This is a genomic window from Dyella sp. (genome assembly GCF_036746095.1).
Lineage (GTDB): Bacteria > Pseudomonadota > Gammaproteobacteria > Xanthomonadales > Rhodanobacteraceae > Dyella_B.
On sequence record NZ_DAIOEU010000018.1, the window covers coordinates 21917 to 46320 of the forward strand.

Annotated in this window: 13 protein-coding genes and 1 pseudogene; 11 read left to right on the plus strand and 3 right to left on the minus strand. The window is 59.2% G+C overall.

Going from position 1 to position 24404, the window contains the following annotated elements:
- The first annotated feature begins 16 nt into the window (after positions 1-16).
- The 9 genes from V7M64_RS09880 (at position 17) to V7M64_RS09920 (ending at position 18624) form a co-directional block, all read left to right on the plus strand.
- Positions 17-2653, plus strand: coding sequence for a TonB-dependent receptor (locus V7M64_RS09880; protein WP_333678975.1), 2637 nt, complete (start codon positions 17-19; stop codon positions 2651-2653).
- Between the two features lie 339 nt (positions 2654-2992).
- Positions 2993-4597: an alpha-L-fucosidase gene (locus V7M64_RS09885; RefSeq protein ID WP_333678976.1), complete on the plus strand. Its 1605-nt coding sequence runs from the start codon at positions 2993-2995 to the stop codon at positions 4595-4597.
- A gap of 1 nt (position 4598) precedes the next feature.
- Positions 4599-5648 (plus strand): glycosyl hydrolase family 18 protein, encoded by a 1050-nt coding sequence (locus tag V7M64_RS09890; protein WP_333678977.1) that lies wholly within the window; start codon positions 4599-4601, stop codon positions 5646-5648.
- A gap of 201 nt (positions 5649-5849) precedes the next feature.
- Positions 5850-8453: a glycoside hydrolase family 3 C-terminal domain-containing protein gene (locus V7M64_RS09895; protein WP_333678978.1), complete on the plus strand. Its 2604-nt coding sequence runs from the start codon at positions 5850-5852 to the stop codon at positions 8451-8453.
- A 110-nt stretch (positions 8454-8563) separates the two neighbouring features.
- Positions 8564-10411, plus strand: coding sequence for a glycoside hydrolase family 35 protein (locus V7M64_RS09900; RefSeq protein WP_333678979.1), 1848 nt, complete (start codon positions 8564-8566; stop codon positions 10409-10411).
- 118 nt (positions 10412-10529) lie between these two features.
- Complete coding sequence (locus V7M64_RS09905; RefSeq protein WP_333678980.1) at positions 10530-11555, plus strand: sialidase family protein; 1026 nt, start codon at positions 10530-10532, stop codon at positions 11553-11555.
- A 231-nt stretch (positions 11556-11786) separates the two neighbouring features.
- On the plus strand, positions 11787-12905 hold the full coding sequence (locus V7M64_RS09910; RefSeq protein WP_333678981.1) for a glucokinase: 1119 nt from the start codon (positions 11787-11789) through the stop codon (positions 12903-12905).
- Positions 12906-13139: 234 nt separating this feature from the next.
- On the plus strand, positions 13140-16175 hold the full coding sequence (locus V7M64_RS09915; RefSeq protein WP_333678982.1) for a TonB-dependent receptor: 3036 nt from the start codon (positions 13140-13142) through the stop codon (positions 16173-16175).
- 199 nt (positions 16176-16374) lie between these two features.
- The gene (locus V7M64_RS09920) at positions 16375-18624 is read left to right on the plus strand and encodes a family 20 glycosylhydrolase (protein ID WP_333678983.1); all 2250 of its coding nucleotides are present in this window, start codon (positions 16375-16377) and stop codon (positions 18622-18624) included.
- Between the two features lie 380 nt (positions 18625-19004).
- Here V7M64_RS09920 and V7M64_RS09925 read toward each other — a convergent pair whose 3' ends face one another.
- Positions 19005-20177 carry a glycosyl hydrolase family 28-related protein gene (locus V7M64_RS09925; protein WP_333678984.1) on the minus strand — a complete coding sequence of 391 codons (1173 nt, stop codon included), beginning with the start codon at positions 20175-20177 and terminating at the stop codon, positions 19005-19007.
- Positions 20178-20914: 737 nt separating this feature from the next.
- Between V7M64_RS09925 and V7M64_RS09930 the strand changes: the two genes are divergently transcribed.
- Both V7M64_RS09930 and V7M64_RS09935 read left to right on the plus strand, forming a co-directional pair.
- Positions 20915-21289, plus strand: a complete 375-nt coding sequence (locus tag V7M64_RS09930; protein WP_333678985.1) for a hypothetical protein — start codon at positions 20915-20917, stop codon at positions 21287-21289.
- Between the two features lie 31 nt (positions 21290-21320).
- Entirely contained in the window at positions 21321-22376 is a 1056-nt protein-coding gene (locus tag V7M64_RS09935; RefSeq protein WP_333678986.1) for a hypothetical protein, read from the plus strand.
- A 188-nt stretch (positions 22377-22564) separates the two neighbouring features.
- Here the strand turns inward: V7M64_RS09935 and V7M64_RS09940 are convergent, their stop codons facing one another.
- Complete coding sequence (locus V7M64_RS09940; protein WP_333678987.1) at positions 22565-24013, minus strand: FkbM family methyltransferase; 1449 nt, start codon at positions 24011-24013, stop codon at positions 22565-22567.
- Positions 24014-24190: 177 nt separating this feature from the next.
- Positions 24191-24404: pseudogene (locus V7M64_RS09945) on the minus strand (capsular biosynthesis protein); the annotation flags it as partial.

Here is a 24404-nt window from a genome sequence, read left to right on the forward strand (position 1 = left end):
TCGGGGAGAGTAAGGTATGACGTTTCGCAGGTCGGTTTTGACCGTAAGCATTCTTTGTGGGTTGAGTCTCGGAGTTCACGCGCAGGACGCGGCACAAAACACCAGCAGCACCACCAACAACACCTCGTCACAACAGCAGCGCGAGAAAGACACCAAGACGCTGCAGGCGGTCGTCGTCACCAGCTATCGCGGCAGCTTGGACAAGGCGCTGAACATCAAGCGCGAAGCCGGCGCCATCGTGGATGCCATCAGCGCGGTGGATATCGGCAAGTTCCCCGATACCAACGCGGCCGAATCGCTGGCGCATCTGCCTGGCATCACGGTCGATCGCCAGTTTGGCGAAGGCGAGAAAGTAAGCATCAACGGCACTGATCCGGCATTGAACCGTGTGTTGCTCAATGGACAGACCATCGCCTCCGGCGACTGGGGCGGCAACCCTACCGACACCAGCGGGCGCACCTTCAACTACACCCTGCTGTCGCCGGAAATCATCGACACGATGGAAGTGTACAAGTCGCCCGAAGCGCGCATCGACGAGGGCAGCATCGGCGGCACGGTGATCATCAAGACGCGCAAGCCGCTGGATCTTCCTGCCAACACGCTGCGCGGTTCGGCCGGCTACAACTACAACGATCGCTCGGGGCAGGGCAATCCGCGTGGCTCGGTGCTGTATAGCTGGAAGAACAGCAGCGATACCTTCGGCGCGTTGCTCTCGGTCACGCATGACAAGGAAAACCTGTCGCGCGCAGGTGTCGAGTTCTTCGGCTACACCACCGGTAGCGGCATTCCCGGCACGGCTGCCGTTACCGGCAGCGGCGACGTGGCAACGGCGAAGTTGCCAGTCGGTATCAACAGCTCCTACTTCCAGCAGACGCGTGAGCGCAACGGCTTGCAGACGGCGTTGGAATGGCGTCCGAACGACAAGAACGAATTCAACCTCACCGGCCTTTACATCAAGGGCACGTACAACAACTACAGCGAATCGGAGTACGTGTGCCCTGGTTGCGGCGACCTAAACAAGATCACCGCGGCGAACGTCAACAGCGGCTACATAACCTCGGCAACGGTATCGCCGAACACCGGCAACGGCCAGCCTTACGCCGAGCTGGACGCGAACTACCGCGTCTCCCACGTCGACACCAAGAGCCTCAACCTCAAGCACGATTACTACGGTGACGTGTGGGCCTTCGAAAGCCAGGTTGGCTACACAAGCGCCAGCGGCGGCAAGGATCCCGAGTACCTGATGAAGTACCTGCTGCAATCAGGCGGCTATAACTTTGCGTACAACGGCGTCAACACCAGCGTCAATTATGACGATCCAAGCGCCAGCAATTGGGGCCTGAAAGCGGGACAGCAGGCAGGAGGCATCGGCTACCAGCGCACCGGCGATCGCGAGAAATACGCACAGTTCGATGCTACGCGCGATTTGAGCTGGGGGCCGTTCAACGAAGTGTTGCTGGGCGCCAAGTACCTGGACCACGACAACGACACCAATGCGTACGGCAATTCGATCTACGCTACCAACAATATCCTGCTGACACAGTTCAATCCGGGTGGCACGCCCAATGGCCTGTTCGACGGCCTTGGCGTCGGCGGCAATCTCACCAACTGGGCCACCGCTGATCTTGGCGACGTGCAGAGTTACCTCAAGTCGCTGCCGCAGGGTGCTTACCGCATCGACTACGGTTCGTCGTTCAACGTGCGTGAAGTCACCAAGGACGTGTATGCGCAGCTCAACTTCAAGAGCGACATCGGCCTGCGTGGCAACTTCGGCCTGCGCTATATCGACACCATCGATCATGCGTACTACTGGAACAGCCCCGACAACGGCACCACCTGGGATCAGGCCAGCAAGAGTTCCAGTTTCAAGCGGCCGTTGCCCAGCGTCAACCTGATCTACGATCTGGACAGCGACAAGGTGCTGCGTTTCTCGGCCTCGAAGGTGATTGCGCGTCCGCGTTATTCCGATCTTGCCGGCTCCTACAGCATCGACGACAGCCAGCACACGGCAAGCGGCGGCAATCCGAACCTGCGTCCGTACCAGTCGACCAACTTCGACTTCTCCGCCGAGTGGTATTTCGCGCCGACCAGCTTGTTGTCTACCGAGTTCTTCTATCGCCACATCGGCACTTACATCATCACCAAGACGACCGATCAGCAGCTGTATGACGTAACCACCAACCAGGTGGCGACCTACAGCGTCAGTTCGCCAGTCAACGCCGCCAACGCCGACGTCCGTGGCATCTCGCTGCTCTATCAGCAGGAACTCGGCCTGGGCTTTGGCGTGCAGACCAACTTCACCTATGCGCACGCCAATACCACCAACGACTACAACATGCCGTACCTGTCGCGCGACACGATCAACATCATTCCGTACTACGAGCATGGTCCGTGGTCGGCGCGCGTCAACTACAGCTATCGCTCGCCGTACTTCACCCAGGTTGGCCGCCTGGATTCGCAAGTATTCACAGATGGCTACAAGGAACTGGACTTCACCGTCGCCTACCAGCTCAACAGTTGGATGGGCGTGACGGCCAGCGCCACCAACCTGCTCGATTCCACCTACTACTGGTACAACGGCGTGAAGTACGCGCCGATCGGCATGTACAAGAACGGCCGCACGTTCTCGCTGGGGGTGAACTTCAAGCTTTGAGTTTCGCAGTACCGATCGCGGACAGCTCTCTTCCCCTTACTGCCGCGATCGGTTTTTTTTCTTTATCTGCCACAGATTCACTGCGCGTCATTCCGGCGAACGCCGGAATCCAGTGAAATACGTCGTGCGAAGCACTCAAAACCTTATATATCGTGTGCTTCGCATGTCATTTTCGACTGGATTCCGGCGTTCGCCGGAATGACGAATGAGGGTTTTCGTCGAAGGCTGGCTTGTGATCTTTTCCGAAATCTCGCAAAGCCAGTTATGAAACTCGTTACTTGTCATCGTGCAGGGTGCTGGCATGATGGGCCATTCACATCGGATCGGAGAGGGTCGAGCATGAAACGGTCGTTGTTTTTCTTGGGCATCGCCTTGGTTTGCGCAACAGGCATCGCCACCGCGCAACAGTCGCCGACGGCGCCTACGGCCAAGACCCTTTCTCCCGAACAGGCCGATCTGATCTGGCAGAAGGCGACCGCCAAGTTCGAACCGCAACGCAAGGCCATTCTTGCCCGCGTCGCTCAGCACCAGAGCGATGGACCGTTCCGCCCCGACTGGGTTTCGTTGCAGCAATACAATGCACCGCAGTGGTACGACGATGCGAAGTTCGGCATCTTCATTCATTGGGGCGTGTATTCCGTGCCGGCCTTCGGCAGCGAGTGGTACTCGCGCAACATGTACCAGCAGAACATGCCTGACTATGCGCATCACGTGGCTACCTACGGTCCGCAATCGAAGTTCGGCTACAAGGATTTCATTCCCATGTTCAAGGCGGAACATTTCGATCCGCAGGCATGGGCCAAATTGTTCAAGCAAGCAGGCGCGCGCTACGTCATTCCCGTGGCGGAGCACCACGATGGCTTTGCCATGTACAACTCGCAGTTGTCGGAATGGACGGCGGTAAAGATGGGGCCGCATCGCGACGTGATTGGCGAGCTGGCGAAAGCGGTTCGCGCCGAAGGCATGCATTTTGGCGTGTCGTCGCATCGTGCCGAGCACGATTGGTTTTTCGACGGCGGCCGCAAGTTCGATTCCGATGTGAACGACCCGCGCTACGCGGGTCTGTACGGCCCGGCCGAAGCGCACCTGGCCAAGGACGATCAGGATCTCTATCACGACTGGACCTACGTTTCGCAAGCGTGGCTGGACGACTGGCTGGCACGCACCGCCGAGCTGATTGACGACTACCATCCGGACATCCTGTATTTCGACTGGTGGATCGGCCATCCCACCTTCCGCAATACGTTGCCGAAGATGCTGTCGTACTACTACAACGAAGGCGCCAGGCGCGGCGGCGTGGTGGTCAACTACAAGCTCGGCGAATTTGCCGATGGCGCCGGCACGCTGGATATCGAGCGCGGACAACTCACCGGCATCCAGAAGAATCACTGGCAAACCGACACCTCGATCAGCAACGCTTCCTGGGGCTACATCAAGGGCGATACGTACAAGTCGCCGAAAGAGTTGATCCACCTGCTGGTGGACGTGGTCAGCAAGAACGGCAACCTGCTGCTCAATATCGGCCCGCGTTCTGACGGGACGATCCCGGAAGACGCACAGAAGATCCTGCTGGCCATGGGTGGCTGGCTGAAGGCCAACGGCGATGCCATCTACGGCACCACGCCATGGCGCACGTTTGGTGAAGGCCCCACCGAAGTGGTTGGTGGCACCTTCCAGGACACCAAAACCAAGCCGTATACCGCCGAGGATTTCCGCTTCACTACCAAGGACGGCATCTTGTACGCCATCGAGCTGGGCTGGCCGGAAGGTGGCACGGCAGTGATTCACTCGATCAAGCCCGACGACCATGTGCGCGCAGTCAGCCTGCTCGCCAATGGCAAAAGCATCACGTGGCAGCAGCAGGCAGATGGTTTGTACCTGACGCTGCCAGCACGACCGGTGGGCGACTACGCCTATGTCTATCGCATTGAACTGGCCAGGTAACATGAAAAAGCTTGTGTGTTTTCTTGCCGCTGCCCTCGCATGCAGCGTGGCGTATGCAAAGCAGCCGACCGCGTTGTTCTATTTGATGAGCACGCAGAAGTCGACCAATTCCTTCACCGCAAACATCGACAAGATCGGCTTGCTGGTGCCCACGTGGTACCAGGTCGATGGCCAGGGTCTGGTAAACGGTGCACCGGACAACTATGTGCTTGGCCTGGCCGGGCAGCATCGCTTGCCGGTGACGCCGATCATGTCCATGTCGGCCGGGCGCAAGGGCTTCCACGATCTGCTGCATGACGAGACCGCCAAGCAGCACCTGATCGAGTCGATGCTGCAACAGGCGGCCGGACATGGCTATGCGGGCTACCAGTTCGACTTCGAAAGCATCTCCTGGACCGACCGCGATGCGTACACCTTATTGGTGAAGCAGACTGCCGAGGCCTTGCACAAGCATGGGCTGACGCTGTCCATCGCCGTGGTGCCCAATGCGCCAGGGCATGCGGGGCAAGGCGAGTTCTCCAAATGGATGTGGCAGTACTGGCGTGGTGCTTACGACCTGGCCGCGCTCGGCAAATACGCCGATCTGATCTGCCTGATGACCTACGATCAGCACACGCGCTGGACCACGCCGGGTCCGGTGGACGCCATGCCATGGATGCTCGATCAGCTGAAATACGCCTTGACGCTGGTGCCCAAGCAGAAGCTTTCGCTTGGCATCGCGCTGTACGGCTATCGCTGGTATACCGGCAACCCGGTGCGTGCAGACGGCAGCGAGGCTTCCAATATCTCCGCCACCTATATCGATGCGGACGAGTCGATTCCGTTGGCGAAGGAACAAAAGGCCGTTGTGCAATGGGACCCGGTGGAGGACGAGTCCTGGTATTACTTCTACCGCGACGACATGCGTGAGTGGGTATTCATGCCGGATGCGCACAGTTTCCGCGACCGTTACGCGCTGGTGAAACAGTACGATCTGGAAGGCTTTTGCTCCTGGGTATTGGGGGCGGAAGATCCGAAGGTGTGGGATGAGTTGCCGGTGGTACAACGGTAAGTTTGCGAGTAACCGTGAAGGTCGACTCCACTTGGGCGTCGTTCCGGCGAAGGCCGGAATCCAGTTTAAATAACCAATGCGAAGCACTCGATGATTGGTGTTTGTGTCCTCCGGACGCCTATTTGAACTGGATTCCGGCCTTCGCCGGAATGACGCTGAGGGTAAGGGCGGCCGCGCGAACAATGGAAAAGGGTTCCAAATATGCGCATGAACCTTCAGCGCCTTGTGCTGTGCGGCTTTCTGCTCTCAGCCGCCAACGCGACTCCTGCACAAGAGGCGTCTCCTGAGGCAAAGGCCGCAGCACTCGTCGCCAAGATGACGCTGCCCGAAAAAGTCGCGCAAGTGCAAAGCGGCGCCCCCGCCATCCCGCGCCTCAACGTGGCTGCTTACGCCTGGTGGAGCGAAGGTCTCCATGGCATCGCGCGCAACGGTTACGCCACCGTGTTCCCGCAAGCCATCGGCCTGGCCGCCAGCTGGGATACGACATTGCTGCAACAAGTGGGTACCACCGTATCCACCGAAGCGCGCGCCAAGTTCAACGCCGCTGGCGTCGGCCACGATCACGCACGCTATGACGGCCTCACCATCTGGTCGCCCAACATCAATATTTTCCGCGACCCGCGCTGGGGCAGGGGACAGGAGACCTACGGCGAAGATCCATTCCTCACCGGCCAGCTTGCCGTGCATTTCATTCGCGGCATCCAGGGCGACGACCCCGATCATCCGCGCGCCATCGCCACGCCCAAGCACCTTGCCGTGCACAGCGGCCCGGAAGCCGGGCGGCATGGTTTCGACGTGGACGTCTCGCCGCACGATCTGGAAGACACCTATCTGCCCGCGTTCCGCGCAGCAGTGACGGAAGGCCATGCCGATTCCATCATGTGCGCCTATAACGCACTGCATGGCACGCCGGTGTGCGCGAGCAGCGATCTGCTGGCGGCGCGCCTGCGCCGCGATTGGGGCTTCAAGGGTTTTGTTGTGTCCGACTGCGATGCCGTGGACGACATGACCAAGTTCCACTACTTCAAGCCGGACAACGCACAATCGTCCGCCGCCTCCATCCAGGCCGGCACGGATCTGGACTGCGGCAATGCGTATGCCGATCTGCTTGAAGCGGTGCACAAGGGTTACGTGCAAGAGCCGGTCATCGATACCGCGCTTGCCCGATTGTTTGCGGCACGGTATCGCCTGGGCGAATGGGGCGGCGACCACAGCCCGTATGCCGATATCGGCATGAACCAGGTCGACAGCTCCGCGCATCGGCAACTGGCTTTGCAAGCCGCGCTGGAATCGATCGTGCTGTTGAAGAACGAGCATGGCACGTTGCCCTTGCGAGCCGATGCGCGCCTTGCCGTGATCGGACCCAACGCCGACACGCTGGAAACGCTGGAAGCCAACTATCACGGCACCGCGCGCGCGCCGGTGACGCCGCTGGCCGGGCTGCGCGAGCGCTTCGGCGCCGCGCGCATTCGCTACGCGCAAGGCGCGCCAATTGCGGAAGGCGTGCCGGTTACGGTTCCCGAAACCGCGTTGCAGACCGCAAGCGGCAGCGCCAGTCTCACCGGCGAGTATTTCGGCAACGTCGATTTCAGCGGCAAGCCGGTCTTGAAGCGTACCGACCGCGTGATCGATTTCGACTGGGATCAGGTCACGCCGACCGATCATCTGCATGAAGGCCCTTATGCCGTGCGTTGGACCGGTCAATGGCTGCCACCCGGCGTGGGCGATTACACCTTGGCAGTCCATGTGGATCGCTGCTTCGACTGCAACAAGCAGCACGATCCAGTGCGGCTGTACATCGATGGCCGTGAAGTGCTTGACGACAACGGCGACGATGCACATCTGCAGGCCGTGCTGCATATCGCCGATACCCATCCGCGCTCGATCCGTCTTGAGTATGTGCACAGCGGCCAGGACCAGGGCGTGCGCCTGCAATGGCTGGCGCCGGAGCAGGCGCAACTGGCCAAGGCGGAAGCTGCCGTGCGCGATGCCGATGCCGTCGTCGCATTTATCGGCCTGTCGCCGGACGTGGAAGGTGAAGAATTGAAGATCGACGTGCCCGGCTTCAACGGCGGCGACCGCACCGATATCGGCTTGCCGCAGCCGCAACAAGCCTTGCTTGAGCGTGCAGCAGCGAGTGGCAAGCCGCTGATCGTGGTGTTGATGTCGGGCAGTGGGGTGGCATTGAATTGGGCCAAAGCGCACGCCAACGCCATTCTGGCGGCGTGGTATCCGGGCGAGGAGGGCGGCCGCGCCGTGGCAAAGGTGCTGGCCGGCGACTACAACCCGGGCGGGCGATTGCCGGTGACGTTCTATCGTTCCACGCGCGACCTGCCGCCGTTCGTCAGTTATGCCATGAAGGAGCGCACCTATCGCTACTTCACCGGCACGCCGCTTTATCCGTTCGGCTATGGCCTGAGCTATACGCACTTCGCCTATGCGCAACCGCAACTCTCCACCGTGGAATTGGAGGCGGGCAAGACGCTTACCGTAAACGCCGTGGTGCGCAACGATGGCGATCGCGATGGGGACGAAGTGGTGCAGGCGTATCTCGACGCGCCCGATGATGCATCGGCCCCGCAGCATGCGCTGATCGGTTTCCAGCGTGTGCACCTGCGTGCGAAGGAAAGCCGGCGTGTGACGTTTGAGCTGGCGCCGCGGCAACTCAGCCAGGTCGATGCCTTGGGGCAGCGCGCGGTAACAGCTGGGCACTATCGCTTGTTTGTCGGCGGCGGCCAGCCGGGTGATGCAGAGGGTGTGACGGCAGCTTTCACCATCAACGGCAGCATGTCATTGCCGAAATAATCCGGCTGACGACCGTAACCAAATGGCCGTCCTTCCTGCTTTTCGCCGGAATGGCGGCCATCCATCAACGCCGGGATTTCATCCCGGCCTACCAGGGCCGATCGATCAGCATGTCGAAAACAATCCTGACTCTTGCAATGGCATGCATCATGGCATGGGCCGGCACACCGGCGTGCGCGGCCGTCGCCCATACACCCATCACCATCGAAGGCGCGCATTTCATCCGCGCCGGCAAGCGGCACCAGATCATCTCCGGCTCGATGGATTTCCAACGCATCCCACGCGCCTACTGGCAGGATCGCCTGCGGAAAGCGCGCGCGATGGGCCTCAATGCCATCACTACGTATGTGTTCTGGAACCTGGTCGAACCCAAGCCGGGACAATTCGACTTCAGCGGCAACAACGACGTGGCTGCGTTCGTGCGCATGGCGCAAGCGCAAGGGCTGGACGTAATCCTGCGCCCGGGCCCTTACGTTTGCGCCGAATGGGAAGCGGGTGGATTCCCGGCGTGGTTGTTTGCCGATCCACACCTGCACGTGCGCACGCAGGATCCAAAATACCTGCAAGCGATGGAGCGTTATTTCCAGCGCCTGGGCAAGGAAGTGTCGCCGCTGATGGCCGCACACGGCGGGCCGATCATTGCCGTGCAGGTGGAGAATGAATACGGCTCCTACGGCGACGACCGTACCTATATGGAAGACGTCCATCAGGCGCTGGTCCGTGCCGGGATGGGCGCCGATATCCTGTTTACCTCCGACGGCGCCGAGGAACTGCGCAACGATACGCTGCCCGGCGTGCTTGCCGTGGTGAATTTCAACACCGGCGAAGCGAAGAGTGCCTTCAAGGCGCTCGCCGCATTTCGTCCCGATCAACCGCGCATGGCCGGCGAATACTGGGCCGGCTGGTTCGATCACTGGGGCGAACCGCATGCGCACACCGATGCGAGCGTGCAGGCCAAGGAACTTGCGTGGATGTTGAGCCAGGGCTATTCGCTCAACCTTTTCATGTTCGAGGGCGGCACTAGCTTCGGCTTCATGAATGGCGCCAATTTCCAGGGCAATCCCGGCGACCATTACGCGCCGCAAACCACGAGCTACGATTACGACGCGCCGTTGGACGAAGCCGGGCGGCCCAAACCGAAATTCGCAACGTTTCGTTCGGTGATCGCCAAGGCCACCGGTATCACACCCCCGCCATTGCCTGCACCGACACCTTTCATGGATGTGCCCGCGTTCACGCTGGGCGAATCGGCATCGCTGTGGGACAACTTGCCGACGCCGATCGCCATCGAGCAACCGCAACCGATGGAGCAGTTTGGCCAGGCTTACGGCTACATCCTGTATCGCACGCAAATCACTGGCACAGTCCATGGGCAACTCTATCTGGGCGAAGTACGCGACTACGCATCGGTGTACCTCGATCACAAACTGATCGGTACCGTGGACCGCCGGCTCAAGCAGGTGAGCCTGCCTGTCGACGTCGATGCCGGCGAGCACACGCTCGACGTGCTGGTGGAGAACACCGGACGCATCAACTACGGAGCGCATCTTGCGGATGGCCGTGCGGGCCTGGTCGATCCGGTCCTGCTCGATGGCAAGGCTCTGCATGGCTGGCAGGTGTATCCACTGCCGATGACTTCACCGGATGCGATCCATGGCTGGACCACGCAGCCGGTAGCAGGGCCTGCCTTTCATCGTGGCCATTTCAAGGCGACGTCACCGGCCGATACGTTTCTGGATGTGACGGCGTTTGGCAAAGGGTTTGCGTGGGTCAACGGACATAACCTGGGGCGCATCTGGGATATCGGTCCGCAGCGATCGCTTTATTTGCCGGCGCCGTGGCTGGAGCAGGGCGATAACACGGTGGTGGTGTTCGATTTGAGGACGCCGAGCCAGGCGGTGGCGCGTGGGGTGATGCAGCCGATCTGGTATGTGCCGGATGTAAAGACGGCTGAATGAAACGGAAGGATCTCCTGGCTGCCAGGAGCCCATGTTCGTCATTCCGGCGAAGGTCGCCGGAATGACGATACGGCAGAGCGAAATATCCCTACGAACGGGTGGTCCCTTGTTCTTTTCAATGCGAACGACACGGTATTTCCTGCTGCCGCTTGCCATGCCGCTAACCGCGATGGCCGCAAACCCTATCGTCCTGCGCGAATTCATCACCACCGCACCGCCCACCAAGCAAAGCCACGCCTCCACCATCGTCGAAACACCCAGCGGGCTCGTCGCCGCCTGGTTCGGCGGCAAGCAGGAACGCGATCCCAGCGTCGGGATCTGGCTCTCGCGCCAGGTGCAAGGCCATTGGAGCGCGCCACTCGAGGTAGCCGACGGCGTGCAATCCGATGGTCATCGCGAGCCGACCTGGAATCCCGTGCTGTTTCTTCCACGCCACGGACCGCTGACCTTGTTCTACAAAGTCGGCCCGGATCCGCAGCATTGGCGCGGCATGGTCAAGACATCCAGTGATAACGGCGTGCATTGGTCCAAGGCGCATGCGTTGCCGGATGGTTTGCTCGGACCGATCAAGGACAAGCCGGTGCAGCTCGCCGACGGCGGCATCGTCAGCCCATCGAGCACGGAGTTGGGGCGCTGGACGATTCATTTCGAGCTTTCCAGCGATGGCGGCGCGACCTGGCAGCAAAGCAACGCGGTGCCCAACCCCGCGGGCATCGAAGCCATTCAGCCCAGCCTCTTGCCTTGGGGGCATGGCAAGCTGCAGGCGATCGGGCGCACCAGGCAGAATCGCCTGTTCGATACCTGGTCCTCCGATGGCGGGCACACCTGGTCTAGCCTGAAGCTGCTCGACGTACCTAATCCCAACTCGGGCATCGATGCCGTGATGCTCGCCGACGGCCGTGCCTGCCTGGTCTACAACCCGACGGAGCACGGCAAGCAATGGTGGGATGGCCGCGGCACGCTGGCCGTCGCCATCTCACCGGATGGAATGCACTGGAAACAGGTACTTACGCTGGAAAATAGCCCCGGCGCCGAGTTCTCCTATCCCGCCGTCATCCAGGCCCGGGACGGCCGGATCCACATCACCTATACGTGGAAGCGGCTGCGCATCGCCCACGTGGTGCTCGATCCCCAGCAGCTTTGAGTTCTGCCTGATCGTTCAGGCGAGCACAAGATACAGAAAAAGTTCCATTTCTGTTGCGTCGCGACTTGCCACGATCTAAACAACGCATATAAGCTTCAGATCACATATATATGAACTGGAAGTTCGTATATGAATGATCGGGACGATCAGCGTTTGGGGGAGTTATGAGGGTTGCAGTGCCACTGCCGAAGATCAGCACAACGCGACCGGTTTGCGGAGCGGGGCGGCAACATGCGTGATGATGGCAATTATGAAGGTTTTCGCGCCGTGCGACATGCTTCCGCCGCCGATGCCATTCTTGCTGACGTCACCTCGCACGCCGAAACCGTATCGTCGGTATCCGTGATGGCCTCTCCGGGCAAGCAAGACGTTTTTCTCGCCGCCGACGTCGGCGGCACGCACGCGCGTATCGGCCTGATTGCTTTTCAGCCGGGGCAGGGCGTTCCCACCACGCTGGCGTACCACGTGTACAAGTGCGCGGACTTTGCCAGCTTCGATGCGATCGTGCATGCCTTTTGCGATGACTTCTCGACCAGCCCGCAGCGCCTTGCACTGGCATGCGCGGGCTTTCTGCACGAGGGCGAGGTAGTCAACAACAATTTGCAGTGGCCCATCGTTCCGGCCGAGCTGGAAAAGGCGCTGGCGCTGCGCGAAGTGAAAGTACTCAACGACTTCGAAGCGCTGGCCTACGGTACGGCGTATCTCGACCCCCTCAGCATGGTCACGTTGCATGCCCCCCGCCGCAGCAAACAGGCCGAAGAAGGCCCGGTGGTGGTGGTTGGGCCGGGTACCGGCCTTGGCGTAGCGGTGCGCCTGCCTGGTGCGCCGCCGCATGTGCTGGCCACCGAAGCGGGCCACATTCAATTGGCAGCGCGCGTCGGTCGGGAGCAAACTGTGCTCGGCGAACTGGTGGCGCCCGATACGCATATTCCTTACGACTCGGTGTTGTCTGGTCCTGGCCTGCTGCGTTTGTACCAGGCAGTGTGCCGTCTCGATGGCGTGCCGTGCGAATGCGACGAACCGGCCGCCATCACTGCCGCTGCATGCGCCAACACCAATGCGCAAGCGGTAGAAGCATTGCAGCTGTTCTGCGGATGGCTGGGTTCTTTTGCCGGCGATCTGGCCATGCTTTACGGCGCGACAGGTGGCATCTACGTTGCGGGTGGCTTCCTGTCGCGCATGACCGATTTCATGGCGAAAAGCAGTTTCGTCAGCCGCTTTCTGGATAAGGGAGTGATGCGTCCGTTCCAGCAGACCGTACCCGTGCATGTGGTGGATCACGCGCAACTGGGCGTGATCGGTGCGGCGAGCTGGCTGATGAATCACGCCCCACAGGCTTCGCAGGATTGACTTCGAACGCCTGCGTGCAGGCGCTTCATTTGGCGCATCGACGGGAAGACGATGTTCTGAACACCAGACCGGAGGAACATGCAGATCTTCCAATACCCGATGCCGTTTGACCATGAAGCTTCGGCTTGACCGAAGCACGTATAAACAGACCCACACATGCCAGCATCGACTTGATCGTGAAATCAGGGGAGTTGAGGTGGCGAGCAACATCATTTTTTACCGGGAGGGGACAACATGAAAACCATTCACGTACGCCGCGGCGTATTGGCTAGTTCATTGGCGTTGGCGCTGTTCGCGCCGTATGCCGTCGCGCAGACGTCGACCACGTCGGGCAGCGATCAGCAGCAGAGCACGTCTTCCAATAACCAGCAGAACCCGAAAGAGCTGAAAACGGTCGTCGTGACCGGTTCGATGATTCCGCGCGTGGAGGTCGAAGGGCCGACTCCGGTGGTCTCCCTCACCGGCACACAGATCAAGGACCAAGGCTTCACCACGCTCTATGAATTCCTGGATTCGTTGCCGCAAGTGGGGCAGCAGACGTCTGACCCCTCCTCTTGGGGTTCCAGCTCGGTCAATGCGCGCTCGGTCAACCTGCGCAACGTCGGTCCTGGCTTCAGCCTGCTGATGATCGACGGCCATCGCATCGTCGATTACCCGCAGCCGCTGAACAAGCAGAGCAACTTCCAGAATTACAACAATATCCCCATCGGCATGGTCGATCGTGTCGAAATCCTCGCCTCCGGCGCCTCGTCGATCTACGGTTCGGATGCGGTGGCGGGCGTGATCAACGTGATCCTGAAGAAGAACTACCAGGGTGACGATCTGCAGGTCACCGGCGGTGGTTCCACCCGCGGTGGCCGCGCCTACGGCGACATCAACCTCGTCGGCGGTAAGTCCGGCGAAAACTGGCACGTCACCTACAACCTGGAAAAGTCCAACCGCACCGCGTTGTGGGGTTCGGATCGTCCCTATCAGGATTCGGTGGCCGATGCGGGCTATGGCTCATGGAGTCCGGCGTCGCGCATGTTTGGCTACCAGTATGACGCGGTAGGTTCCATTGCCCTCTCGGCCATGGATGGATCGGGCCATTACATTACGCCGCCGACGGGCACCTGCGGCAAGTTCACGAACTCGCAGCTGAGCCACTCGCACAGCGTCACCACCAGCGGCACCCAGATCGCCAGCGTGACCGACAATGGCTACTACTGCTCGCAGCCTACGATGTGGCAAAACTGGGTGCTGACGCCAGGTAGCCGCAGCAACAATGCTTACGTCGCCGGCGAGTACGACTTCAAAAATGGTTTGCAGGTCTATGGCTCTGTGGCCTTGTATGACACGGTGGGTATTTCCAACACCCAGTTGATCGCTACAGGCACTGGCGCGTTCTACGACCAAACCACCGGACAGGCCATCAGCCAGGCGGTCCGCCAGTTGACCGCGACCGAAATGGGTACGTCGGCCAATACCCATGACCGCGAGCAGAACTGGAACCTGCAGACTGGTCTACGCGGAACCCTTTTCGACAGCCGATTCAACTGGGATTTGAATCTTAATTCCCAGAAGTACACGGTGCGTGAAGACTACACGGGCATCAACCAAGACGGCATCAACAATTTCTTCCTTGGAAAGCAGTTAGGCACCACCACGGTCGCCGGCAACAGCGCCATCAATGGTGGTGCCTCCACCACTCTTCCCGTCTACGCCATGAACTGGCAGCAGTGGTGGAATCCGATCACGCCGCAGCAATACAGTCAGTTCGCAGTCAATGGCGAGGATACGGCGGTGTCGTGGCTGAACCAGGTGCAGTTCCACATGAACGGCGACCTGTACACGTTGCCTTGGGTGCATGACCAACCGATTGGTTGGGCGGCAGTGCTGGAAGCTGCGGACAATGGCTATCGGCTCTCGCCCGACTCGCGCGGCGCCAACCCGAGCTCGTTCGTGAATCCGTTCTACGCGTATATCCTCGGCGGCGGTACCCGCCAGCGCTATTCGTTCGGCAATGAGTTCCGCGTGCCGGTGCTGGACTCCGTGACCTGGACTATCTCCGGCCGCCTCGACAAGTACCACGACGCCAGCAGCGCCGATATCGCCCGCACCTGGGGAACGGGCCTGGAATGGCGTCCGTATGATGGCCTGCTGCTGCGCGGCAGCTACGGTACCAACTTCAAGGCGCCGGACATGCAGGCTATCTACCTGAAGGGTTCCTCCTCGCCGACCGGTGACTACATCGACCCCTTGCAGTGCATCAACGCGATCAAGTCGGGCCAGTCCAACAGCACGTGGTGTAACGTGGTGCAGCGTCCGCAATCGCAGTGGTACACCGTGAACACGAACGGCAGCCCGTACTTGCAGTCGCAGACTGGCCACTCCTGGACCTACGGTTTCGTGTGGCAGGTTCCGGGCGTGCAAGGGCTGTCGGTGTCTGCCGACTACTGGCACATGGGCGTGGACAACGCCATCGAGTACCTCAGCCCAGACCAAGTGTTGGCCGACGAGGCAGGCTGCCTTACCGGCTACCAGGTAAACGGCTCATCCTCTTTGTCGTCGTATACGGCGCATGTGCCTGGCTCGGCGTATTGCCAGTTGGTGACCAAGTATGTTCAGCGCGTGAATGGCAACGGCCAGATCATCTCGGAACAATCCGGCCCGATCAACGAGGCTTCGCTGTACGTAAGCGGCATCGACGCCTCGCTGGATTACAAGCTGCACACCGACGATTGGGGTGACTTCCGCGCCAACATCAACTACACCGACAACCTCGAGTACAAGCAGCGTGTGCTGGCTTCGGACCAGTTGCAAAACACCCGCTATAACATGGTGGCAAGCAGGATTGCGTGGATCGGTGACTGGCACAAGGGCGCTTGGGACGTGTCGATCTCCGGCGTGCGCGATGGTGGCATGCGCGCCCCGAACTACGGCAGTTGCAACACGTTGCCCAACGGCATCCAGCCGAGCATGGTTACGGTGCAGAATGGTACTGAGACGGTCGCTACCGGCGTTTGCCAGGTAACGGTCAATGGCGCCACTGTCAATGTTGCCGACACCGAGTACCAAGGCCACACGCCGGTGTGGATCACCTGGAACACCTCGGTCGCGTGGCAGATCAACCATATGACCAAGCTCAAGCTCACGGTGAACAATATCTTCGACCGCGTCTCCTCCATCCCGTACTACGCGGGTGGCTTCGAGTACGTCACCACCGGCCAGACCGGTAGTGAATACAACGGTCGCGAGGTATTCCTCACGTTTGACTACAAGCTCGATTGACGTAACAAAGCGAGCCCAGCCCAAAGCCGGGCTCGCTGCTTTTTTGATGTAATGATCGTGTCGTTATAAAAGAACACCTTGCCTCATGGTCGTCATTCCCGCGAAAGCGGGAATCCATTTTCGTAGGGTGTATCAGAGCTAATGGATTCCCGCTTTCGCGGGAATGACGACCTCCAGAAACTGTTAGGGAGTTCGACGGATGCTTAAACCCCTCCTGGCCTGGTGCCTCGGCCTGTCCCTCATCGCCGCAAGCACGTCGGCTATCGCGGACATCAGCATCATTCCCAAGCCGCAGCAGATGGAAACAGGCGAGGGGAGCTATCAGCTCGACGCGCACACCGGCATCGACGCGCCCAAATCCGCGCGCGTCCAGCAAATCGTCGGCTTTCTGCGCGATTCGATCCGCGAACAGACCGGCATCGAGCTTTCACGCAGCGCGCACGCGCACGGTATCGTGCTGGCGTTCGATCCCACCGTGAAAGGGGATGAAGCTTACCGGCTGCTGGTCACGCCGCGCGGGGTAGTAATCCAGGCATCCAGCGACAAGGGCTTGTTCTGGGGCGTGCAGACGCTGCGCCAACTGTTGCCGCCGGAGCATGCGGCATCCGTCGATATTCCCGCCGTCAGCATCAAGGACGCGCCGGCGTTCGCGTACCGCGGCTTCATGCTCGACGTGGGGCGCCATTTCTTCCCGGTGTCCTTCATCAAGAAACAGCTCGATCTGCTGAGCTACTACAAGATCAACGCCTTCCACTGGCATCTCACGGAAGACCAGGGGTGGCGCATCCAGATCCATCGCTATCCCAAGTTGACCGACGTCGGTGCGTGGCGCACGGAAGAAGACGGTAGCCGCTACGGCGGTTTCTACACGCAAAAAGAGATCCGTGATATCGTCAATTATGCGCGCGAGCGCAACATCACGGTCATTCCCGAAATCGAAATGCCAGGGCACAGTACCGCCGCGCTGGCCGCCTATCCGGAATATTCCTGCACCAGGCAGCCGCTGGCCGTGGCGCATACCTGGGGCGTGTTCAAGGACATCTATTGCGTCGGCAATCCGCAAACCTTTGTCTTCTTGCAACACGTATTGGATGAGGTGATCGCGCTGTTTCCCTCGCCGTACGTACACATCGGCGGCGACGAAGCTCCCAAGGATCGCTGGAAAGACTGTGCGTCCTGCCAGGCGTTGATGCACGAACAGGGCCTGAAGGACGAAGACGGGCTGCAGAGCTATTTCGTCAAGCATTTCCAGAGCTACCTGGAAGGCAAGGGCAAGACCATGATCGGCTGGGATGAGATCCTGGAAGGTGGCGCGGACAAGAACGCCATCGTGGAAGTCTGGCGCATGTGGCTGGGCAACAGCGTGATGCACAAGGCGCTGCTCAACGGCAACCGCATCATCATGTCCGGTCCGTTCTACCTGGATTCGCCGCTGGACAAGCTGACCGTCAAAGACGTCTATCGTACCGACATTACCAAGCCCGCCTCGCCAAGCACGCCGGAAGACGACCAGCTTTTTGCCGAGCACCGTGCGCAGATACTGGGTGGCGAAGCGCCGCTGTGGAGCGAACACGCCAATCCCTTCAACGCCGAATCCAAGATCTATCCGCGCATGCTCGCACTCGCAGAAAACCTCTGGACGGCCAAGCATGATGACGCTGACTACGACAACTTCGAGCAGCGCTTGCAAGCGCAATACCGTTGGCTGGATGCGCAAAACGTAGCTTATGGCCCCGAGAGCGCACCGGTCGTGGCTTACTCAGTCGACTACGATGCGCAGCATGGCGATTGGCAGCTCCGTGCAAAGCGCGGCTTCGACAATCTGCAAAATCACTATACGCAAGACGGCACGGATCCCACGTCGCAATCGCCATCCTTCACTGACCAGATGGCTATCCAGCAGGCCGGTACGCTCAAGATCGTGCCGTATCGCAACGACCTGCGTTACGACAACGCAACCAGCTTCAGCTTGGTGCATAACCTGGCATCCGGGCATGCCATCACCCTTGCGCAGCCGGCCGACACTTCCTATGCACCGGCCAGTGCCTTGGTGAATGGCGTGCTGGGTACCTCGGAGCTCCACGACGGCCGCTGGGTTGCCTGGCATGACAGCAACCTCGACGCCACTATCGATCTACAGAAGGACACCGCCATCCACGCCATCGATGTCGGTTTCCTGCAGTCGCTCGAGTCACGCGTGCTGTTGCCCGAGAACGTGACGTTTCTCGCCTCGTCGGACGGGCAGCATTGGACCACCCTGTACACGCATGCTCCCGCTTTCGATCCGGCGCTGCGTGAGGGTACGCAGCGGTTCCGATTTCAGCCGCAGCAACCCGTGACGGCGCGTTACATCCGGGTCGAAGCGGATCAGCGCAAAACCTTGCCTGGGTCGTTCTCGGACGGCGCCAAAGATATCTGGCTGTTCACCGACGAGATCGTCGTTCAATAAGCCATGCTGTACGCATTTAGGCTGGGATGAAAGCCCAGCCTACTTTCTCGCTGCCTGCCAGCGCGAGGGGGTGGACGCCTAGGCTGCCTCAATAGTCATACGTCGCCGTCAAGCGTACATGGCGCGGTTGTTGCCGCGTCACCGCCGATCCATACAATGGATCAGGCGTCCCTGGCGAAATCTGAAAATACGGATACGCTTTCAGGATTGCTTGCGAGTTGAACAGCCGGAACCGGCGGCAGGTATGTCACGCCCACATCGCCTGTTTGAACCACGGTAACCGATGCGTGCCGAGCGGGAATGGCTGGCCGCCGCACGGCAGGCGTAGGCTGAAGACATTCCAGCCTACGCAGCCGCTCGCGCCCATCGAAGTCACGTCATTATTTTTTCAGCGGCGAGAGCAGAAGGTAAGATTCCGTAACGTTCGTTACCGTGCTGGCGATGCTGATGTCGCGCAGCTCCGTGCCGGGCGTAAAGATCGACACGTTGTGCGCATAGAACCAGGCATCACCGTTCCATTGGAGGGTGTTGCCGACGATCTGGACGTTGCTGGTCGTGCTGTCGAGGGTCACACCGAAAAGGTAGTTCTGGCTCAGATTGCTGTTGGTGATGGTTACGCCGTTCGGGCCACCGGCATACACGCCACTGCCGTGGTTATTTTGAGAAGTGATGCTGTTGGCCACCACGTTGGATACGTTGTCGTGTATTTCGAGCCCGTTGCCGACGTTGTCCGTCAGCGTGACGTTCTCCAGGCGCACTTGCTGAGTCGTGCCCTGCGTTTGTGGCTCGATGTCGATGCCGGACTGCGGAGCCGTGCCATTGGATTGGGAAAAGACGCTGTTGGCCACGTACACCCGTGTCGCGGGCAGGATCGACAAACCCTGGCGACGGTTGTTGGACGACCGCACGTGGTTGAGTGTCACGTCGGTCGATGGCACCACTGTGGCGCCCGACCCCGTTCCGCCGACCAGCACGCCATCGCCCCAGGCGTTGGAGATCTGAATGTCATGGACGTAGACATGGCTCGATCCTGAGATGTTGAGGTCGTAGCCCCACTCACCACCGGTGCCCGTGTGTTGCGTGCGTTCGCCGACGATGTGGCCGCCGGAGATTTCGACGTTGTTGACGTTCCACGCCTTCACCACCCAGTAGCGCTGTGCGTTGTTCGGAATGGCCTTGAGATAAGCGTTGCCCCACATCGCCAGGTGCACGTTGGAGCGCAGGTTGATGGCCTGCAGCGCGTTGATCATGTAGGTGCCGTCGGGTACCACGACCGTGCCGCCGCTGGCGGGTAGCGCATTGATGGCGGCCTGGATGGCAGCGGTGTCGTCGGTCGTGCCATTGCCCATGGCACCGAAGTCGCGAACGTTGTTCCAGCCAGGGCCGACCGAAATGGTTGGCGTCGGATTCCACCAGTTGGCGGCCGAGGCGGGAGCGGCTGCGGCACAGAGCGCGAGCGAGACGGCGATGGCCACCAGAAGCTTGTTGCGGGCATTGCCGGACTTTTGGGTAAAGCGAGCTTGGGCGCCTTTCGGCACTGAGTGGGTATTCATGAGTTTTCCCCTGTTCCTGTTTTGTGTTGTGGTGTTGTGTTGTGTACAGCGATTTGTTTATCGCGTGGCTAAGATGCGTCATCGATGCGCGACGGCGCAAATGTGAATTCTTGGCCGTGCTTCACAGTTGGGCAGGTTTTTAAGGGGTGGGGGCGACACTGTGAATTGCATCAAACAACGGCGTTATTTTTTTGACGCGAAGGTAGACGTGCATCACATGCAATCCGAGAACGGCTGCCTGGTATCGCGAAAACTACGGCCAAAGTTAAGACTGAAAAGCTTGATGCATCGGTGGTTGTTTCCTCCCCAGTGCAGTTGGGGGTGCGCTGAGGTTTTTTTCTGTTTTTTTTGCAACTCCAGAAATCCTTGGGTTTCATGGAGCCCATTTCGAAGCGAACGTCGAGCAGCACGCATTTTTTCCTGACAGAAGTGGGCTTTCGCTGGAATGACGATTTGCTCTGAAACAACTTGCGGTGAACGCCGATTACCTACTATGGCAGCGGAAACCAGTGTGCGCATGACAAGTGATATTACGTTCTAAGCCGATGTGGCGATCATCGCTCGATGGCGATTAGTACCAATACGTAAAATTGGAAATATTTCACGGCCGCGCTTGCATGCCATTTTCACGTTGTCGCGAGTAAATACCAAGCAGGGACCCGGGGAATTTTTTTGCACGCCATTTTGATCACCGACTTATTTCACTGATTGCCTTTGTCAAAGAGGAGTTGGTTGTTATGAAAACGGCTCAAGTAACGATTTTTACCGCGTTGCTATCAGTTGGTGTTGCGTCCGCGCAGGCGACTACCGCGCAGACTTTTACTCCTGTCATCACGACAGGAACTGTGGCTGAAATTGAAGCGGGAGGTGATGGCACTTTCAGCTTTGCGCTCACCAATGCTCCAGCCATGTGCACGAATGGCAATTCAACCAATACACGGGGCGCGGTGGTTGTAGGCGTTTCAAGAGTCAGTATTGATGGCGCGAAAATGCTCTATGCGACGTTGGTTACCGCCTACACGACGGGAAGAAGCATCACGGTATATGTCGACCCGACCGTGGTAACCACCGGATATGGTTGTACGGTTTATGCGCTGGATCTGGATAATTGACCAAAGCCGCCGTCAACGAGGGAGAAGATCAATGCGACTATCCTCTTTGCTATTTTGTTTATGCGTGGCGTCGTTTCCGGTGATGGCGGCCGGCCAGGGCTTGCAACGCAGTGGACCGATGCGCTTTCTGTATGACATGGGGGTTTCCGACACCGACACCAGCGATCCAACCATGCGGCAACAGCTACTCCAGTTGAGAGAGGCTGGGATCAATGTGCTTTCGCTTGACGGTTGGGATGCAGCCGCATTTCAGAAATTGCTACCGACCCTGAAAGCCGATCCGCTGTTTTCGCGCTTCAAGTACGTGCTGAAGATACATCCGCACGTCAGTTCCAATTGGGCAGCCAACCCGACGCAGGTTTGCAGCGATGCTGCAAATGGCGTGCTGCCCGCAGACACTGCCCAGTTGCTCGATGGCGTTGCCGCCTTCGGCAAGCAGAATGCCGATTACGTGGTGGGTTACTACACGTTCGACGAACCTTCGAATAAGGGCGTCAACAATGGAACAACTATTTGCTGGCAATACCAACAACTGGTGTATCAACGGTTGCGCAGCGGCGATCCTGACTCCACTGACCGTCCGGTCATCACCGCCAACACCCTTTACCCGGTGGCTCCTGAAGATATCAAAAATTCCGTGAGTCCGAACGCTCAGGATATTGTATTTGTTGACCAATACTCCACGGACCCGGCAGTCCAGGCCACGGAATATAAGGATTGGGGGAACATGTTGAAAAAGGTAGTGCCGGTCTTTCCTGCCTTTAGCAACAACATCACTACTTGCCAGGATCCCATGTTGCGTACGCAGTTCAGGCCGGCAGTCCAATCTGGACTCAATACCGCGTATGGCGCCAACCAGCCTGCCGTCGCTGGCATAGCCTATTTTGCTTTCTATCCTGGACGCACGTATGCCTACGACGCACAGAATTGCGCTCCCATTTTCAACTCCGTGGTTGACGATCTGCAGCATGATCCGATCCCGGTGATGACCAAGATCGAACCTTCGCTCAATTTAATTCTAAGTTGTCCCGCCAGTAGTTCCACTGCGCCCGCCAGCAGTTCTACCAGTTCCGAGCCATGCCAGTGACAACGCTTTTGATTCCCCACGAAAATCGAGAATTATGGTGAATTCAAGGCGAATCGTCATTACGTCGAAAGCCGGAAGCCATTTCTGATCTTGCGCGGTGTTCAACTATGTTGCCTTAATCTTGACCCTGCGCTTGGCATTCGATATGAATTCCGGCCTTCGCCGGAATGACGTCAGCGCCTCAGCTTTCACGAATGCCTGGCGGCAGCCCACCGATTCATCAGAACCAGGCTACTGGTGGGCGTGTTTTTCCCAGTATTCAGGACGGCAGCAAGTTCAATGGGAATAGGGTGGCCGTTGCGGCCCAAGTAATAAGCTCGATATCCATACGCGCAAACTTTCTGCAAGGCATCCAGCAAAAGCAGCCATGATTTGCCGGATAGTTGCTTGATGGCCTCGATCATCACGTAATCGACGCATTGACGGCTGAGCAGGCGTTCTGCGCCACGCAGCACGGAGGCTTCGCTTCCTCCGACGTCGATTTTCAGGAATTTGATGGGAAGGTCGTATGGGAACTCGGTTGCCAACGTGGCGACGGACGCAGGCATGGTAACGGCACTGCCGGCCCGTTCGCCGATGGTCATGTTGGATACGACCAATTGCTCGTGCATCACGTTCATCGTTGCCGAGCTTCTAAGCAAGTCTGCCGCAAGCGGATTGGGTTCGTAGGCGTACACGCGGCCGAAGGGACCGACCAGGGAGGCGGCAAGAAGGCTGAATGTGCCTACGTTGGCACCCACATCAACAAAGTAGTCGCCGCCACGCAAGACTCGTTTGATGAAGAGTTCTTCGCGAAGTTTGCCATACCCTCGCTGCGCCATCGCCGGCGTCACTGAGAGATCCTGCCCGGATAGAACGATGCTGTGCCCATGGACGGTCTTGGTGGCCAGCTTGTCGGACATGGAATAGGCGGGCGTTCTGACCGATAGCCTCTTGAGCGCCCATTCCCTTGAATGCAGCCATCGCTTGCATTCAAGGCTCAGCACCGACGGCGAACTGAGCGCCATCAGATACCTGTGCAGACCAAGCCCGATGATGAGCTTGACCCATTTCTTTATCCATGAGCCTTCCCAAAGATGGGTGCCATAGCTGAAAGGGTGAGGTGGTGTGGGCTTTTCGTTCCAGTTGTAGGGGTAGAACGTTTCTCGCGGAAGCACCGTGATGTCCTTGCGCGTCTCAAGTATGCGGGTGAAGAAGCATGGACCTGTCGTGACGTTGGGTGGAAGCGACCAGTCCGGCGGATGACGGTCCAGCTCGTCAATCATGTCGGCCAGCGCAGGATGTCCCACCGTCGATCCAAAGGCGGCGTTCGTCAAAACTTGCCCATCTTCGCTGGCGATGAAGAAGCCGCAGGCTTCCGCGAGTTCGTCCAGCGGCCTGTGCACGATCAGGTCGGAATCGAGGTACACGCCGCCGTATTTCCACAGGACCTCGATGCGAATCAAGTCGGCTACTTGCGCGCCGCTTCTTGCCTCTTCCCAATATCTGGCGAGCTTGAATCCATCGGGTTGGACAGGGTCCTGCCAAATCATGATCTGCCAGTCAGGATGAAATTTCCTGGCGGTATCGATGACCGCTTGCTGGCTGTCGGTGATATGGCGCGGTACCTTGAAATGGATGATTTTAGGGATAGGCATGTCCTGAGGCTTCTCGTCGATGCGGGTGCCGTCGTCACGGGATGATGACGGCGAAATGTTTCCGCAACACCTGCGGTTTCAGTTTTTGCGGCAGATTCGCTCTAGATAGCGGCCGAAAAAAAGGCGTCGATCCTACGACGCCTAAGCAAGGTAGACAAAGAGGAAGAAGGCCAGCGGTCAAAGGCCGCTGCCATTGTTGCCGTGTGCGAGTGCGGCGCTACCCACCAGGTTGCCTAGCGGCACTAGCTGGTTGAGGAAGCGGCCCCACTGGGTGATCGCCGCCGCGCCTACCCAAACCACGTCGCCGGCTTGCACATGGAAGTTGTCGGCCAGTGCAAAGGAGGCAGGGGAACGGGCGTTGAGGTGGTAGACGGTTGCGGGCCGATGCGCG